A 17,197-nucleotide genomic window follows, 5' to 3' on the forward strand; every position below is an offset into this window, starting at 1 on the left:
GGATCTACCAGCCGCGCTCGCGCCACTCGCCGAGGTGCGGGCGCTCGGCGCCGAGCGTGGAGTCCTTGCCGTGCCCCGGGTAGAACCAGGTGTCGTCCGGGAAACGGTCGAACAGCTTGCGCTCGACGTCGCCGATCAGCGACGCGAAGTTCGCCTTGTTCCCGCGGGTGTTGCCGACCCCGCCGGGGAACAGGCTGTCCCCGGTGAACAGGTGCGTGCGGCCGCCGCCGGGCTCCTGGTAGGCCAGGACCACCGAGCCGGGCGTGTGCCCCACGATGTGGATCACCTCCAGCGTGTGCCCGCCGACCTCGACCGTGTCGCCGTCGTGCAGCTTGCGGGTCACCACCGGCAGCGGCCCGGCGTCCGCCTCGTGGACCAGGGACCCGGCGCCGGTCGCCGCGATCACCTCGTCCAGCGCGAACCAGTGGTCCTGGTGCTGGTGGGTGGTCACCACGCTGGTCAGGCCGGTGTCGCCGATCAGCTCGAGCAGCACCGCGGCGTCGTTCGCGGCGTCGATCAGCAGCTGCTCGCGGCCGGCGCTCAGCAGGTAGGCGTTGTTGTCCATCGGGCCGACCGAGATCTTGTGCAGGGTCAGCCCGCCGCGCAGGTCACGGGTGCCGGGCGCGGAGCCGGTGTACTCCTGGGACATCTATTTCCACCTTGCCGGTCGGGGGAGCTCGCCGTCGGGCGAGACGGTCAGGTCGGCGCCGTCGGCGCGGCCGGCCAGCCACGCCGCGATCGAGCGGGTCGGCCCGCCGATCACCGGAGTCGTGTCCGAGGGGGTGCCGACGTGCAGCGGATGGTCGACGCCGGCCGGGTGCAGCACCATCGCCGGGGCCGACCCGGGCAGGTCGCCGGCGATCTCCCGGAGCAGCCGCAGCGCGAACGCGTCCGACCAGTCCGCCGGGGAGTAGCCGCGGCCCAGGTCGACGTGGTGCACCTCGACCTCGCGCAGCCGGGCCCACGGCACCGCGGCCGCGGACGGCACGATCGACGGGTAGCGGAACGTCCAGGCCTCGGCCGGCATCGCGGCGGCCGCGTCGGCGAACCGCTCGTGCGCGGCGCGGAGGTCGGCGATCTGCTCGTCGAGCGGCCGGCCGGCGCCGGCCTCGATCGCCGCGTTGCGTGCCTCGGGAGACGCGTAGGCCGGGGTCTCCACCCCGGTCCGCGCCCAGGTCAGCAGATTCGTGTACGCCTCGGCGTTGCGCGCGAGGTGGGTCAGGACATGCCCGACGGTCCAGCCGGGCAGGGCGGACGGCTCGCCGAGCACCGAGTCGTCGAGGCTCCCGGCGGTCCGCAGCAGCGTTTCGGTGGCCTGGTCCACGTCGGTCATCAGGGCCAGCGGATCGATCGTCACGCCGACGACACTAGCGTCCACGGGCCCGCGGAATTCACTTTCGCCGCGCTGGGCCGGACCGTACCGTCGGATCTCAGGACACGCCGTTGGAAGCGAACCCGCGGAGGAGGTGAAGCACGTGCTTGTCGTCGTCGCGTTCCTTCACCCGGGGGCCTCCGCCCCCTCTTCTCGACCGTAAAGGGTTCAAAATGTCGTTCGATCTGTCCCAGCTCGGCTGGGACGAGACCTTCGCATCCTCGTTCCGTCGCTATGACCGTTCCGACACCGTCCCCGGGCGGGTGCTGCGCGCCGACCGCGGCGTCAGCACCGTCCTCACCGCGAATGGCGTGACCCGCGCCGGCCTGGGCGGCGGCGCGCTGCTCGAAGCCGCCCGCGATCCGTCCCGGCTGCCGTGCGCCGGCGACTGGGTGGTGCTGCGCAACTGGCCGGACCGCCGGGTAACCCTGGAGCTGGTGCTGCCGCGGCGCACCACGCTGATCCGCCGCACCGCCGACAAGGACTCCTCCGGTCAGGTGCTGGCGGCGAACATGGACACCGTCGCGGTGGTCGAGCCGATCTTCCCGGAGCCGAGCGACGCCCGCGTCGAACGCCTGCTCGCCCTGGCCTGGGAGTCCGGCGCCGACCCGGTGGTGGTGCTCACCAAGAGCGACACCACCCGGGCGCCCGAGGCGGTGGCCCGGCAGTTGGCCGAGCTGGCGCCGGGCGTGCCGGTGTTCCCGGTCAGCGTGCAACGCGGCACCGGCCTGGACCGGCTCCGCGAGCTGGTCACGCCGGGCCGCACGCTGGCGCTGCTCGGCAGATCCGGCGCCGGCAAGTCGACGCTGGCCAACGCGCTGGCCGGGACGACCGTGATGCCGGTGCAGGCGATCCGGGACGCGGACGGCAAGGGCCGGCACACCACGGCGTACCGGAATCTGGTCACCGTTCCCGGCGGAGGGAGCGTGATCGACACCCCGGGCATCCGGGGTGTCGGTCTGTTGGACACCGGTTCCGGGCTGGACCGGGCGTTCGCCGACGTGCTCGAGATCGCCGGGCAGTGCCGGTTCGACGACTGCCGGCACGATGCCGAGCCGGGGTGCGCGGTGCAGGCCGCGCTCGCCGACGGGTCGCTGCCGCCGCGGCGGCTGGCGAGCTGGCGCAAGCTGCACCGGGAGGTCGCCGTGGAGAGCCGGCGGCGTTCGGTGCGCCTGGCGACGGCGCCGCGCCGCCGTCAGCATTGAGACGTTCAAGAACACAAGACCGCTTCTTGGGTACGGCGTGAGCCCTGTCACGTCGTACCCGGGCAAGGGTCGGCAAGGCCTTTGGTTTTGGGTGATTGTCGACGGGCTCTGGCAGAATCCGGCCGGTGCATGCGGCGGAAGAAATCGTGCAGGAGCGGGACGAGACGGTCGTCACCGAGAGCCGGAACGGGTTCACGGGCTGGCGGCGGTTCGATCTCTGGGTGCTGCTGAGCTTCCTGGCTCTGGCCGCGCTGGTGATGATCCAGCTGTGGATCGACCCGAACGGGCGGGTGCTGGCCGGCAACCGGGACGACCACGGCATCTTCCTGTTCATGCTGGCGCACGGGGAGCGCGTGGTCTTCGACGGCGCGCCGCTGTTCTTCGAGAGTCACCTGAACGCGCCGGTCGGCGTCAACATGATGGCGAACACCGCGATCCTGCTGCTCAGCCTGCCGATGGCCCCGGTCACGCACTTCCTCGGCGGCGGCGTCTCGGTGGTGTTCCTGATCACCTTCGGCCTGTTCGGCACCGCCGCGGCGTGGTACTGGCTGCTCGCCCGGCACCTGGTCCGCAGCCGTTGGGCGGCGGTGCTCGGGGCGGCCTGGTGCGGGTTCGCGCCGGCGATGATCTCGCACGCCAACGGCCATGTGAACTTCGTCAACCAGTACCTGGTGCCGTTCATCGTGTGGCAGGTGCTGCGGCTGCGCGAGCCGGGCCGGGTGGTCCGCGGCGGCCTGATCCTGGGCGCGCTGATCCTGCTGCAGATCTTCATCAACGAGGAGACGCTGCTCTTCATCGCGATCACCCTGCTGGTGTTCGTGGTGGCCTACGCGTTCCTGCGGCCCCGGGAGGTGCGCGCGGCGGCCGGGCGGTTCGTGGCCGGTCTCGCCGTCGCCGGGGGGCTGGCGCTCGCGGTCGCCGCCTACCCGCTGTGGATCCAGTTCTTCGGCACCGGGCACTACCACGGGCAGCCGTTCGAGCCGGACACGATCGTCACCGATCTGCTGTCGCTGCCGGCCTTCCCGCGGCAGGCGCTGGCCGGGATCGGCCCGGTGGCCAAGCGGCTGAGCCTGAGCCCGACCGAGGACAACACGTTCTGGGGTCCGTTCGGCGTGGTGATGATCGTGGTGGCGATCCGGATGCTGTGGCACTCGGCGGCCGCCCGGGCCGCGGCGATCGCCGGGTTCGTGCTGCTGATCTGCTCGATGGGCCCGGCCCTGCAGGTGGCCGGCTTCCGGACGTCCATCCCGCTGCCGTTCGCGCTGGTCAGCCACGTGCCGGTGATCGACCTGGTGAGCGTCAGCCGGTTCGCGATGGTGCCGGCCACGATCATCGGCGTGCTGCTGGCGCTGGCCGCCGACCGGATCGGGGAGTACCCGCCGGAGCGGCGCCGCCGGTTCTGGATCGGGATGGCGCTGGCGCTGGTCCCGCTGATCCCGAAGCCGCTGCCGGTGGTCCAGGGGGACCCGGTGCCGGCCTTCATCAGCGCCGGGATGTGGAAGCGGTACGTGCCCGAGGGCCGGACCCTGGTGTCGGTCCCGCTGCCCGAGGTGACCTACGGGCGGACCGGCCAGCGCTGGGCGACCCTGGAGAACCTGGACTACGCGACGCCGGGTGGCTACTTCATGGGCCCGGTGAACCCGCCGTCGGACGACACCGGGTCGTGGCGGGCGCCGGCCACGTTCACCAACGACCTGCTGGTCCGGGTCCAGTTGACCGGGATGCGGCCGTACCTGACCGCCGGCGATCGGGAGCGGATCACCGCGGACCTGACGCGCTGGCGGGCGGCGGTGGTGGTGCTGGTGCCGCAGGCGAAGAACGCGGCGGCGCTGCGGGCCACCCTGGTCGACGTGCTGGGCCGGCCCGAGCAGGTCGGCGGCGCCGAGATCTGGGTCGTGCGGTAACTCCCCCGGGGGAGTGACGTTCCAAGGTCCGTTCTGCGGGAATGCCCGCCATGTGGACGGCGCTGTACCTGGGCCGGGGGAAATTGTCGTACCCCGAAGCTAGAGTGGCGAGTCGTCTTTGGCACACCTGTACGGACTAGAGTGCTGACCGACTTTCATACACCTGTACGGAGAGGCTAGTAGTGGCCGACCGACTGACTATTCGTGGCGCCCGCGAGCACAACCTGCGCGACGTCAACCTCGACCTGCCCCGCGACGCCATGATCGTCTTCACCGGCCTGTCCGGTTCGGGCAAGTCCAGCCTCGCGTTCGACACGATCTTCGCCGAGGGCCAGCGGCGATACGTCGAGTCCCTGTCGTCGTACGCGCGACAGTTCCTCGGCCAGATGGACAAGCCGGACGTCGACTTCATCGAGGGCCTCTCCCCGGCCGTCTCGATCGACCAGAAGTCGACCTCCCGCAACCCGCGCTCGACCGTGGGCACGATCACCGAGGTCTACGACTACCTGCGGCTCCTGTTCGCGCGGACCGGCATCCCGCACTGCCCGGTCTGCGGCGAGCGGATCAGCAAGCAGACCCCGCAGCAGATCGTCGACCGGGTCCTGGCGATGCCCGAGGGCACCAAGTTCATGGTCCTCGCCCCGGTCGTCCGCGGCCGCAAGGGCGAATATGTGGACCTCTTCGCCGAGCTGCAGTCCAAGGGCTACGCCCGGGCCCGGGTCAACGGCGTGGTGCACGCGCTCACCGAGCCGCCCAAGCTGAAGAAGCAGGAGAAGCACACCATCGAGGTGGTGGTCGACCGGCTCAGCGTGAAGGCCGGCAGCAAGCAGCGGCTGACCGACTCGGTGGAGTCCGCGCTCGGCCTGGCCAACGGCGTGCTGCTGCTCGACTTCGTCGACCTGCCGGAGGACGATCCGGAGCGCGAGCGCCGCTTCTCCGAGCACCTGGCCTGTCCGAACGACCACCCGCTGGCGATCGAGGACCTGGAGCCCCGGGTCTTCTCCTTCAACGCGCCGTACGGCGCCTGCCCCGAGTGCACCGGCCTCGGGACGAAGAAGGAGGTCGACCCGGAGCTGATCATCCCGGACGAGGAGAAGAGCCTCGCCGAGGGCGCGATCCAGCCGTGGGCCGGCGGCACCACCCAGGAGTACTTCACCCGGCTGCTGGAGGCGCTGGCCCAGGCCGAGGGCTTCAAGCTGGACACGCCGTGGCGGGCGCTGCCGAGCCGGGCGCAGAAGACGATCCTGCACGGCTCCGAGGACCAGGTCCACGTGCGCTACCGGAACAAGTACGGGCGCGAGCGCTCCTACTACACCGGCTTCGAGGGCGTGGTGCAGTGGATCGAGCGGCGCCACAACGACACCGAGAGCGACTGGTCGCGCGACAAGTACGAGGGGTACATGCGCGACGTCCCCTGCTCGGTCTGCGGCGGCGCCCGGCTCAAGCCCGAGGTGCTCGCGGTGACGCTGGCCGGCAAGAGCATCGCCGAGATCTGCAACCTGTCCGTCGGTGACTGCGCCGAGCTGCTCTCCTCGATCGAGCTGGACGAGCGGCAGAAGCTGATCGCCGAGCGGGTGCTCAAGGAGATCAACGCCCGGCTGCGCTTCCTGGTCGACGTCGGCCTGGACTACCTGTCGCTGGACCGCGGCGCCGGCACCCTGTCCGGTGGTGAGGCCCAGCGCATCCGGCTGGCAACCCAGATCGGCTCCGGCCTGGCCGGCGTGCTCTACGTGCTGGACGAGCCGTCCATCGGCCTGCACCAGCGGGACAACCACCGGCTGATCGAGACCCTGAAGCGGCTGCGCGACCTGGGCAACACGCTGATCGTGGTGGAGCACGACGAGGACACCATCCGCACCGCGGACTGGATCGTCGACATCGGCCCCGGCGCGGGTGAGCACGGCGGCCACATCGTGCACAGCGGCACCGTCGAGGGGCTGCTGGCCAACGAGCAGTCGCCGACCGGGGCGTACCTCTCCGGCCGGAAGTCGATCCCGCTGCCGGCGACCCGGCGGCCGGCGACCGACGGGCGCGAGGTGGTCGTGCACGGCGCCCGCGAGCACAACCTGCGGAACCTGACCGTCCCGTTCCCGCTGGGCCAGTTCATCGCGGTCACCGGGGTCAGCGGCTCGGGCAAGTCGACGCTGGTCAACGACATCCTGCACACCGTGATGGCGAACCAGATCAACGGCGCCCGGCAGGTGCCCGGCCGGCACGTCAAGGTCACCGGCCTGGAGCACGTGGACAAGGTCGTCGGGGTGGACCAGTCGCCGATCGGTCGCACCCCGCGGTCGAACCCGGCCACCTACACCGGCGTCTTCGACCACGTCCGCAAGCTGTTCGCGGAGACCGCCGAGGCCAAGGTGCGGGGCTACGGCCCGGGCCGGTTCTCGTTCAACGTCAAGGGCGGCCGGTGCGAGAACTGCTCCGGCGACGGCACCATCAAGATCGAGATGAACTTCCTGCCGGACGTCTACGTCCCCTGCGAGGTCTGCAAGGGCGCGCGGTACAACCGGGAGACGCTCGAGGTGCACTACAAGGGCAAGACCATCTCCGAGATCCTGAACATGCCGATCGAGGAGGCGGCGACCTTCTTCGAGGCGCTGCCGGCCATCCACCGGCACCTGAAGACCCTGGTCGAGGTCGGTCTGGGATATGTGCGTCTCGGCCAGCCCGCGACCACCCTCTCCGGCGGCGAGGCGCAGCGCGTCAAGCTCGCCTCCGAGCTGCAGAAGCGGTCCACCGGCCGGACCGTCTACGTGCTCGACGAGCCGACCACCGGCCTGCACTTCGAGGACATCCGCAAGCTGCTGATCGTGCTCAACGGCCTGGTCGACAAGGGCAACACGGTGATCACGATCGAGCACAACCTGGACGTGATCAAGACCGCCGACCACCTGATCGACATGGGCCCGGAGGGCGGTCACAAGGGCGGTCTGGTGCTCGCCACCGGCACCCCGGAGGAGCTCGCCGAGGTGCGGGAGAGCCACACCGGGCAGTTCCTGCGGCACATGCTCGGCCTGACCGGCGACGGCAAGGGCTCGCCGGCGGCGGTCGCGCGCGCGGCGAAGGCCAACGGGGAGAAGCCGGCCGCCACGAAGCCGAGGGCCACCCGGTCGCGGGCAAAGGCGACGGTCTGAAAACCTACTTTTGTACGTCGTTCCGCGGCGGCTGTGGCTCCGGCCACAGCCGCCGCGGCGGTTTTAGAGAACTCTTAGATGACTCATAGCAACGGGCGCTACCAGGTCCCCTAGGGTCGACCGGGCGCCGCCGACGGGACATCCGTGGCGGCGTATGCGTACGAATGCGGAGAAACCCGTCGCGAGAAGCGGGGGTCGATTTCGTCGCACGCATGAACCGATCGCGGTGGCAGCCGCGTACTCAGGGGCGACTCCGCGTGACATCGGACGCGGACCATGTACTTGGAGGGCGTTACATGACTGACGTGCAGACGAGGGCCGACGTCGACACCCGGTGCGAGCAGACGGAAACGGGCAGCCGCTCCACCCGTCGCTGCGTCCTGCTGGGCGCCGGTGGCCTCGGCGCCGCGGCGGTCCTGACCGCCTGTGGCACCGCCGCCTCCACCACCAGCAACCCGAACGGCTCCGACTACGCCGCCGACCCGGCCCCGGCCGGCAGCAAGGGCGCGGCGGCCGGTGGCACCACCGGCGGCGGCACCACCGGCGGGAAGACCGGCGGCGGCGCGGCGGCGGGCGCCTCCCTGGCGCTGGTCGCGGACGTGCCCGCGGGCGGCGGCATCATCGCCGGTGACCTGGTCATCACCCAGCCCAAGCAGGGCACGTTCAAGGCGTTCACCAAGGTCTGCACCCACCAGGGCTGCGAGGTCAACGAGGTGAAGGACGGCACGATCAACTGCCCGTGCCACGGCGCGAAGTTCTCGATCGAGGACGGTTCGGTGAAGGGCGGTCCGGCGCCCAAGCCGCTCGCCGAGACGAAGGTCAAGGTGGACGGCGACAAGATCGTCGCGGCGTGATCGCCGGCCACTGAACGCGGGCCGGAGGTCCGGCGCCGTGGCGGCGGCACCGGACCTCCGGTCGGGCAATTCTGTCAGTCCCACGCACTACTGTTGTGGTTGTGCCAGACCCGTCCACTTATCGTCCGGCGCCCGGTACCATTCCCGACGCTCCGGGCGTCTACCGTTTCCGCGATCCGGCCGGCCGGGTGATCTATGTCGGCAAGGCGAAGAGCCTGCGCAGCCGGCTGAATTCCTACTTCGCCGACACCTGGTCGCTGCACCCGCGCACCCAGCAGATGGTCACCACGGCCGGCTCGGTCGACTGGGTGACGGTCGGCACCGAGGTCGAGGCGCTCCAGCTGGAGTTCTCCTGGATCAAGGAGTTCGACCCCCGCTTCAACGTGAAGTACCGCGACGACAAGTCGTACCCGTTCCTCGCCGTCACCCTGAACGAGGAGTTCCCCCGCCTGCAGGTGATGCGCGGCGCCAAGCGCAAGGGCGTGCGCTACTTCGGGCCGTACTCGCACGCCTGGGCCATCCGCGAGACGCTCGACCTGCTGCTGCGGGTCTTCCCGGCGCGTACCTGCTCGACCGGCGTCTTCAAGCGGTCCGGCCAGATCGGCCGCCCCTGCCTGCTGGGTTACATCGGCAAGTGCTCGGCGCCGTGCACCGGCCAGGTCAGCGCGGCCGAGCACCGGGCCATCGTCGACGACTTCTGTGACTTCATGGCCGGCAAGACCGACGCGTTCGTGCGCCGCCTGGAGCGCGACATGCTGCGGGCCTCCGAGGAGCTGGAGTTCGAGCGCGCGGCCCGGCTGCGCGACGACATCGCGGCGCTGCGCCGGGCGATGGAGAAGCAGACCGTCGTGCTCGGTGACGGCACCGACGCCGACGTGGTCGCCTTCGCCGAGGACCCGCTCGAGGCCGCCGTCCAGGTCTTCAACGTGCGCGACGGCCGGGTCCGCGGCCAGCGCGGCTGGGTGGTGGAGAAGGTGGAGGAGCTGTCCACCGGCGACCTGGTCCACCACTTCTGCACGCAGACCTACGGCGAGGCCCAGGGCGAGGCCGACGTGCCCCGCGAGCTGCTGGTCCCGGCCCTGCCGGACGACGCCGACGCGCTCGCCGACTGGCTCTCCGAGCGGCGCGGCAGCCGGGTCAGCCTGCGGGTCCCGCAGCGCGGCGACAAGAAATCCCTGATGGAGACGGTGGCTCGCAACGCCCTCCAGTCGCTGCAACGGCACAAGCTGAGCCGGGCCGGTGATCTGACCATCCGGAACAAGGCCCTGGAGGAGATCGCCGAGGCGCTCGGGCTGGAGTCGGCGCCGTTGCGCATCGAGTGTTACGACGTCTCGCACATCCAGGGCACCGACGTGGTCGCCTCGATGGTGGTGTTCGAGGACGGCCTGGCCCGCAAGGCGGAGTACCGTCGTTTCGCCGTACGGGGCAACGCGGACGGCACCGGGCTGGACGACCTCGCCGCGATGAGCGAGGTGATGCGGCGCCGCTTCGCGCGGTACAAGGCGCAGGTCGGCGCGGACGCCCCGCGGGACCTGCCGGAGCCGGCCGCTGACGAGACCGGGACGGCGACCGGGACGGCGACCGACGAGGTCGAGACCGCCGAGCTGCCCGGGATCGACCCGCTGACCGGCAAGCCGCGACGCTTCGCGTACCCGCCTCAGCTGATCGTCGTGGACGGCGGCGAGCCGCAGGTGAACGCGGTCGCCACGGTCCTCGCCGAGATGGGCGTCACCGACGTGGCGCTGTGCGGGCTGGCCAAGCGGCTGGAGGAGGTGTGGCTGCCCGGCGACGACTTCCCGGTCATCCTGCCGCGCACCTCGGAGGCCCTCTACCTGCTGCAACGCGTGCGGGACGAGGCGCACCGGTTCGCCATCACGTTCCACCGGGAGCGGCGCTCCAAGCGGATGACCGAGTCGGCGCTGGACACCGTGGCCGGCCTGGGCGAGACCCGGCGCAAGGCGCTGATGCGGCACTTCGGATCGGTGAAGCGGCTCTCCGCCGCCACTCCGGAGGAGATCATCGAGGTGCCGGGGATCGGCCGGCGGACCGCCGAGGCGGTGCTGGCCGCGCTGAATCCCACGACGACGCCCCCATCGGGGGAGGCGCGGAACACATCCGAGCCGCCGGCGGCTCCGTAATGGATGACATCGGGTCGATGGCGGTACCCAGGGCGGACACCGGACAACCTGTCCGGCGGCCGGACCGGTACCCATCGGCCTACCATGTTGTGTCCGTCCGCGTGGTGCGGACGAAGCGACGCGGGAGGCGTGCGTGACCGAAGCGATGCCCGAGTTCGGACCCGGCGACGTGGTCGACCCGGACGAGGCCGGCACCGACCTGGTGGTCGTCACCGGGCTGTCCGGCGGTGGCCGCAGCACGGTGGCCCGGGCCCTGGAGAACGTCGGTTTCTACGTTGTCGACAACCTGCCACAGGCGCTGATGCTGGAGATGGCCGAGCTGGCCTTCGCGGCCGGCGGCGCGGCCCGGCGTACCGCGATGGTGCTGGACGTGCGCAGCCGCGCGTTCTCCACCGATCTGGCCGGCGCGGTGCGCGCCCTCAAGGAGCGCGGCTTCTCGCCGCGCGTGGTCTTCGTGGACGCCGACGACGAGGTGCTGATCCGGCGCTTCGAGTCGGTGCGCCGCTCACACCCGCTGCAGGGTGACGGCCGGCTGGCGGACGGGATCGCCGCCGAGCGCAAGCTGCTCGAGGAGGCCCGCGAGCAGGCCGACGTGATCATCGACACCAGCCACCTCAACGTGAACCAGCTGCGCCGCCGGGTGGAGGAGCTGTTCGGCGGGGAGGACGCGCGCAAGCTGCGGATCACCGTGCTGTCCTTCGGCTTCAAGTACGGCCTGCCGCCGGACGCCGACTACGTGCTCGACGCCCGGTTCCTGCCGAACCCGTTCTGGGTGCCGGAGCTGCGCGAGCACACCGGCCTGGAGGAGGGCGTGAGCAGCTACGTGCTCGGCCAGGAGGGCGCGACCGATTTCGTGGCCACCTACGCCGGGCTGATCGCGGCCACCGCGCCCGGCTTCGAGCGCGAGGGCAAGCGCTATCTGACCGTGGCGATCGGGTGCACCGGTGGTAAACACCGGAGCGTGGCGATAACCGAGGAGTTGACTTCGCGGCTCAGCGCAATGCGCCTTTCGGCACACGCCTCGCACCGCGACCTGGGGCGCGAGTGACGGCCCGGCCGGTCCGGGTGGTGGCGTTCGGCGGTGGGCACGGCCTGGGCGCCTCGCTGCGGGCGCTGCGGCACACCGCGGCCGAGGTGGAGCTGGACATCACGGCGATCGTCACGGTCGGTGACGACGGCGGCTCCAGCGGCCGCCTGCGGGTCGAACGGGACGCGCTGCTGCCCCCGGGTGACCTGCGCCAGGCGCTCGCCGCCCTGGCCGATCAGGACCCGACCACCCAGCTGACCGCCCGGGTGATGCAGCACCGGTTCGTGGCCATGCACGAGCCGGGGGTGAGCCCGTTGCCCCCGGTGGTCCGCGGCCCCCGGCTGGAGCGCCGCGCCGACCGCAGCAAGGACAGCCTGGCCGGGCACACGGTCGGCAACCTGCTGCTGCTCGGGCTGATGGAGATGCTCGGCGACCCGGTGCGGGCGCTGGACCACGCGGCCGCGATGGTCGGCGCGCGGGGCCGGGTGCTGCCGATGGCGCTGCACGCGGTCGGCATCGAGGCGGACGTGTCGGTCGGCGACCCGGACCGCCCGGGCGAGGTGGTCACGGTCCGCGGCCAGCACTCGGTGGCGGTGGCCGGCGGCCGGGTGGAGGCGGTCCGGCTGGAGCCGGCCGACCCGCCGGCCTGTCCGCAGGCGGTCGAGGCGGTCCGTGGGGCGGACTGGCTGATCTTCGGGCCGGGCAGCTGGTACACCAGCGTGCTGCCGCACCTGCTGGTGCCGGGGCTGGCCCGGGCGATCGTGAGCAGCCCGGCGCGCCGGCTGATCACCCTGAACCTGGGCGCGGACAAGGAGACGCAGGGTCTCTCCGCCGCCGAGCACCTCGGCACCCTGCACCGCTACCTGCCCGACCTGCGGGTGGACACGGTGCTGGCCGACGTGAAATGGACGCCCGAGCCGGAACCGGTACGTGTCGCCGCGCACCAGATGGGCGCCGATCTGGTATTGGCACCCGTGGCCGTTGCGGACGGGAGCCCACGGCATGATCCTGAGGCACTGGGTGTTGCACTGGTGCCAGTATTGGGCTCCGCTCGTTAACTACTGGCGTAGGTGCGGCACACATTGTCCATGATCCGGCGCATGAGGTGACAACACGATGGCGATGACGGCAGCGGTCAAAGACGAGCTGAGCCGGGTCGACGTGCCCAAGCCCTGTTGCCGGCGGGCGGAGATGGCGTCCCTGCTCCGGTTCGCCGGTGGGTTGCACATCGTTTCCGGCCGGGTGGTCGTCGAGGCCGAACTGGACACCGGCGCGGTGGCGCGCCGGCTCCGCCGGGAGATCGCCGATGTCTACGGCTACCCCAGCGAGGTCCACGTGCTGGCCTCCGGCGGCCTGCGCAAGGGCAGCCACTACATCGTCCGGATCGTCAAGGACGGCGAGGCGCTGGCCCGGCAGACCGGCCTGCTCGACGTGCGTGGGCGGCCCGTTCGCGGGCTCCCGCCGCACGTCGTGTCGGCGAACGTCTGCTGCGCGGTGGCCGCGTGGCGGGGCGCGTTCATGGCACACGGTTCCCTCACCGAACCGGGGCGCTCCAGCGCTCTGGAGATCACCTGCCCGGGGCCGGAGGCGGCGCTCGCGCTGCGCGGCGCCGCCCGGCGGATCGGCATCACCGCCAAGGAACGCGAGGTCCGCGGGGTGGACCGGGTGGTGATCAAGGACGGGGACGCGATCGCCGCGCTGCTCACCCGGATCGGTGCGCACTCCAGCGTGCTGGCCTGGGAGGAGCGGCGGGTCCGCCGGGAGGTGCGGGCCACCGCGAACCGGCTGGCCAACTTCGACGACGCGAACCTGCGCCGCTCGGCCCGCGCGGCGGTGGCCGCGGCGGCCCGGGTCACCCGGGCGCTGGAGATCCTCTCCGAGGACGCGCCGAACCACCTGACCTCGGCCGGGCAGCTACGGCTGGAACACCGGCAGGCGTCGCTGGAGGAGCTGGGCGCGCTGGCCGACCCGCCGCTGACCAAGGACGCCATCGCCGGGCGGATCCGGCGGCTGCTGGCGCTCGCCGACAAGCGGGCCCGGGACCTCGGCATCCCGGACACCGAGGCGGCCGTGACCCCCGAGATGATGGCCTGTTAGGTCACCCGGACGGGGTGATCTCGGTCACGTGCGGGCGGCCCTGAGCCGGTCGTCCGGCCGTACCATCAATGCCTTTGGATCTTGTGGCCCGGAAACCTCGCGCGGGTCTTTCCGGGACTTCCGGCCCGGGATCTCCCGGGCGGATTTAGATAACGTTCAGGTCGCGCCCCGCTGCGCCCGGGGCGGGGAGGCTCGGCTAGGGTCACTGGTGACGGCGACGGTGCCGGCAGTTCGGCCGATTCCCCGCTGTGACGTCGCCAATGTGTCTCTGCTGCGGCGTTCATCGCTCCTTCGGGCGCGGCGGCCGGACGCCCCCTGTGCAGGCCCTTCATGCGGCCGGCACGAGATCCTCCGCCGGTCGCATAATCCGGCGGACCGAAACGAGGAGACCACCTGTGACCATCCGGGTTGGCATCAACGGCTTCGGCCGTATCGGTCGTAACTTCTTCCGGGCGGTTCTCGCCTCCGGAGCCGACATCGAGATCGTCGGTGTGAACGACCTGACCGACAACGCCACTCTTGCCCACCTGCTGAAGTACGACAGCATCCTGGGCCGCCTGCCGCACGAGGTGAAGGCCACCGCCGACGAGATCACCGTCGCGGGCAAGACCTTCAAGGCGTTCGCCGAGCGCGACCCGAACAACCTGCCCTGGGGCGACCTGGGTGCCGACGTCGTGATCGAGTCGACCGGCTTCTTCACCGACGCCACCAAGGCGAAGGCGCACATCGACAAGGGCGCCAAGAAGGTCATCATCTCGGCTCCGGCCAAGAACGAGGACATCACGATCGTGATGGGCGTGAACGACGGTCTGTACGACGCCGCCAAGCACACCATCATCTCGAACGCGTCCTGCACCACGAACTGCCTCGCCCCGATGGCGAAGGTCCTGAACGACACGATCGGGATCGAAAAGGGTCTGATGACCACGATCCACGCGTACACCCAGGACCAGAACCTGCAGGACGGCCCGCACAGCGACCTGCGCCGCGCCCGCGCCGCCGCGCTGAACATCGTGCCGACCTCGACCGGCGCCGCCAAGGCCGTCAGCCTGGTGCTGCCGGAGCTGAAGGGCAAGCTGGACGGCTTCGCGCTGCGCGTGCCGATCCCGACCGGCTCGGCCACCGACCTGACCTTCACCGCCGCCCGGGACACCACGGTCGACGAGGTCAACGGCGCGATCAAGGCCGCGGCCGAGGGCGCCCTCAAGGGCATCCTGGTCTACACCGAGGACCCGATCGTGTCCTCGGACATCGTCACCGACCCGGCCTCCTGCATCTTCGACGCCGGCCTGACCAAGGTCATCGGTGGCAACCAGGTCAAGGTCGTCGGCTGGTACGACAACGAGTGGGGCTACTCGAACCGCCTCGTCAACCTGGTTCAGCTCGTCGGAGCCTGATCTTGAAGACTCTCGACGACCTGCTCGGCGAGGGTGTCTCGGGTCGGCGCGTGTTCGTGCGCGCCGACCTGAACGTCCCGTTCGACAAGGCAAACCCGGGTGTGATCAGTGACGACGGCCGCGCCCGCGCGGTGCTGCCGACGCTGATCGCCCTGCGTGACGCGGGCGCCAAGGTCATCGTGGCGTCCCACCTCGGCCGCCCCAAGGGCGCGCCGGACCCCAAGTTCACGCTCGCGCCGGTCGCCACGCGACTGGGCGAGCTGCTGGGAACGCCGGTCGTTTTCGCGGAGGACACGGTCGGGGCTTCCGCCACCGCCGCGGTCGCCGCGCTGGCGGACGGCCAGGTCCTGCTCCTGGAGAACCTGCGGTTCAACGAGGGTGAGACCTCGAAGGACGATGCGGTTCGTGGGGCTTTCGCCGATGAATTGGCGAAATTTGCTGACTTCTACGTCGATGACGCTTTCGGTGCGGTGCACCGCAAGCACGCGTCGGTGTACGACGTCGCGGCCCGCCTGCCGCACTACGCGGGTGGCCTCGTCGTCAAGGAGGTCGAGGTCCTGCGCAAGGTCTCCGAGACCCCCGAGAAGCCGTACGTCGTGGTGCTCGGCGGCTCGAAGGTCTCCGACAAGCTCGCCGTGATCCAGGCGCTGCTGCCGAAGGTGGACAAGCTCCTCGTCGGTGGCGGGATGTGCTTCACGTTCCTCAAGGCGCAGGGGCACGAGGTGGGCAAGTCCCTCCTCGAGGCCGAGATGATCGACACCTGCAGGGACCTGCTGGAGCAGGCCGCGGGCCGGATCGTCCTGCCGGTCGACGTGGTCGCGGCGACCGAGTTCTCCGCGGACGCCGAGCACGACGTGGTGGACGCCGCGGCGATCCCCGCCGACCGGCTCGGTCTCGACATCGGCCCGAAGTCGACGGAGCTGTTCGCGTCGGCGATCGCCGGTGCGAAGACCGTCTTCTGGAACGGCCCGATGGGCGTCTTCGAGCTCGCCCCGTTCGCCGCGGGCACCCGTGGCGTCGCCGAGGCGATCACCAAGATCGACGGCTTCTCGGTCGTCGGTGGCGGCGACTCGGCGGCGGCGGTCCGCACGCTCGGCCTGGACGAGTCCGCGTTCGGCCACATCTCCACCGGTGGGGGCGCGTCCCTGGAGTACCTCGAGGGCAAGACGCTGCCGGGCGTCGCCGCGTTGGAGAAGTGATGGGTGACGTGACCCGCAAGCCGATCATCGCCGGTAACTGGAAGATGAACCTCAACCACTTCGAGGCGAATCTGCTCATCCAGAAGCTGGCCGCCAGCCTGACCCCGGCCCAGCTGGACGCGGTCGAGACCGTCGTCCTGCCGCCGTTCACCGACCTGCGTACCGTGCAGACCGCGATCGAGGGCGACAAGCTCGGGATCGCGTACGGCGCCCAGGACGTCTCGCAGCACGTGTCCGGCGCGTACACCGGTGAGATCGCCGGTTCGATGCTGGCCAAGCTGGGCTGCTCCTACGTGGTGATCGGGCACTCCGAGCGCCGCGAGTACCACGACGAGAGCGACCAGCTGGTCAACGCGAAGATCAAGGCGGCCTTCGCGGCCGGCCTGACCCCGATCTTCTGCGTCGGCGAGGGCCTGTCCGTCCGGGAGGAGGCCGGCCACGTCGCGCACTGCACGTCGCAGGTCGACGCCGGCCTGGACGGGCTCAAGGAAGACCAGATCAAGCAGATCGTGATCGCGTACGAGCCGGTCTGGGCGATCGGCACCGGCAAGACCGCGACGCCGGACGACGCTCAGGAGGTCTGCGGAGCGATCCGGGCCCGCCTGGTCGAGAAGTTCGGCAGCGAGGTCGCCGAGGCGGTCCGCATTCAGTACGGTGGATCGGTCAAGGCGAACAACATCGCACAGATCATGGCGCAGCCGGATGTCGACGGCGCTCTGGTCGGCGGTGCGGCTCTGGACGCCGAGGGCTTCGCGGCCATCGTGCGGTTCCCGGAGCACGTCGCTCGCTAATTGTTGTCTAGTGCGTGCCCGGCCGTGGTAAACGGCCGGGCACCCGCTATTGTGGGACCGCTGCTGTGCCCTT

At 70.8% G+C, this 17,197-nt stretch carries 13 protein-coding genes; 11 read left to right on the forward strand and 2 right to left on the reverse strand.

The features are described 5' to 3' along the window. Window positions 1-4 precede the first annotated feature (4 nt). Together L3i22_RS09005 and L3i22_RS09010 are read right to left on the reverse strand one after the other, a co-directional pair. Entirely contained in the window at window positions 5-649 is a 645-nt protein-coding gene (locus L3i22_RS09005; RefSeq protein WP_221326509.1) for an MBL fold metallo-hydrolase, read from the reverse strand. Continuing rightward, window positions 650-1,357: a maleylpyruvate isomerase family mycothiol-dependent enzyme gene (locus L3i22_RS09010; protein ID WP_221326510.1), complete on the reverse strand. Its 708-nt coding sequence runs from the start codon at window positions 1,355-1,357 to the stop codon at window positions 650-652. A gap of 188 nt (window positions 1,358-1,545) precedes the next feature. On the opposite strand from L3i22_RS09010, the gene rsgA reads away from it, so the two are divergent. From rsgA to tpiA, 11 genes are all read left to right on the forward strand, one after another. Continuing rightward, window positions 1,546-2,577 carry a ribosome small subunit-dependent GTPase A gene (gene rsgA / locus L3i22_RS09015; RefSeq protein WP_221326511.1) on the forward strand — a complete coding sequence of 344 codons (1,032 nt, stop codon included), beginning with the start codon at window positions 1,546-1,548 and terminating at the stop codon, window positions 2,575-2,577. Between the two features lie 125 nt (window positions 2,578-2,702). Further along, window positions 2,703-4,481, forward strand: coding sequence for a hypothetical protein (locus tag L3i22_RS09020; protein ID WP_221326512.1), 1,779 nt, complete (start codon window positions 2,703-2,705; stop codon window positions 4,479-4,481). A gap of 182 nt (window positions 4,482-4,663) precedes the next feature. After that, a complete protein-coding gene (gene uvrA, locus L3i22_RS09025) occupies window positions 4,664-7,621 on the forward strand; it encodes an excinuclease ABC subunit UvrA (protein ID WP_221326513.1) in 2,958 nt (985 codons plus the stop codon). Window positions 7,622-7,917: 296 nt separating this feature from the next. Beyond that, the gene (locus L3i22_RS09030; protein WP_221326514.1) at window positions 7,918-8,475 is read left to right on the forward strand and encodes a Rieske (2Fe-2S) protein; all 558 of its coding nucleotides are present in this window, start codon (window positions 7,918-7,920) and stop codon (window positions 8,473-8,475) included. 101 nt (window positions 8,476-8,576) lie between these two features. Continuing rightward, window positions 8,577-10,613: an excinuclease ABC subunit UvrC gene (uvrC, locus tag L3i22_RS09035; protein ID WP_221326515.1), complete on the forward strand. Its 2,037-nt coding sequence runs from the start codon at window positions 8,577-8,579 to the stop codon at window positions 10,611-10,613. A gap of 145 nt (window positions 10,614-10,758) precedes the next feature. After that, the gene (gene rapZ / locus L3i22_RS09040; RefSeq protein ID WP_221329869.1) at window positions 10,759-11,661 is read left to right on the forward strand and encodes an RNase adapter RapZ; all 903 of its coding nucleotides are present in this window, start codon (window positions 10,759-10,761) and stop codon (window positions 11,659-11,661) included. Further along, complete coding sequence (locus L3i22_RS09045) at window positions 11,658-12,698, forward strand: 2-phospho-L-lactate transferase CofD family protein (protein WP_221326516.1); 1,041 nt, start codon at window positions 11,658-11,660, stop codon at window positions 12,696-12,698. The genes rapZ and L3i22_RS09045 overlap by 4 nt, the downstream gene beginning before the upstream one ends. 58 nt (window positions 12,699-12,756) lie before the next feature. Next, on the forward strand, window positions 12,757-13,737 hold the full coding sequence (gene whiA / locus L3i22_RS09050; protein WP_189335820.1) for a DNA-binding protein WhiA: 981 nt from the start codon (window positions 12,757-12,759) through the stop codon (window positions 13,735-13,737). Between the two features lie 395 nt (window positions 13,738-14,132). Further along, a complete protein-coding gene (gap, locus tag L3i22_RS09055) occupies window positions 14,133-15,134 on the forward strand; it encodes a type I glyceraldehyde-3-phosphate dehydrogenase (RefSeq protein WP_221326517.1) in 1,002 nt (333 codons plus the stop codon). Further along, the gene (gene pgk / locus L3i22_RS09060) at window positions 15,131-16,333 is read left to right on the forward strand and encodes a phosphoglycerate kinase (RefSeq protein WP_221329870.1); all 1,203 of its coding nucleotides are present in this window, start codon (window positions 15,131-15,133) and stop codon (window positions 16,331-16,333) included. The genes gap and pgk overlap by 4 nt, the downstream gene beginning before the upstream one ends. Then, complete coding sequence (gene tpiA / locus L3i22_RS09065) at window positions 16,333-17,124, forward strand: triose-phosphate isomerase (RefSeq protein WP_221326518.1); 792 nt, start codon at window positions 16,333-16,335, stop codon at window positions 17,122-17,124. Before pgk ends, tpiA begins: the two co-directional genes overlap by 1 nt. Window positions 17,125-17,197 lie beyond the last annotated feature (73 nt).

The sequence above is a fragment of the Actinoplanes sp. L3-i22 genome (genome assembly GCF_019704555.1).
In the GTDB taxonomy this organism is placed as follows: Bacteria; Actinomycetota; Actinomycetes; order Mycobacteriales; family Micromonosporaceae; genus Actinoplanes.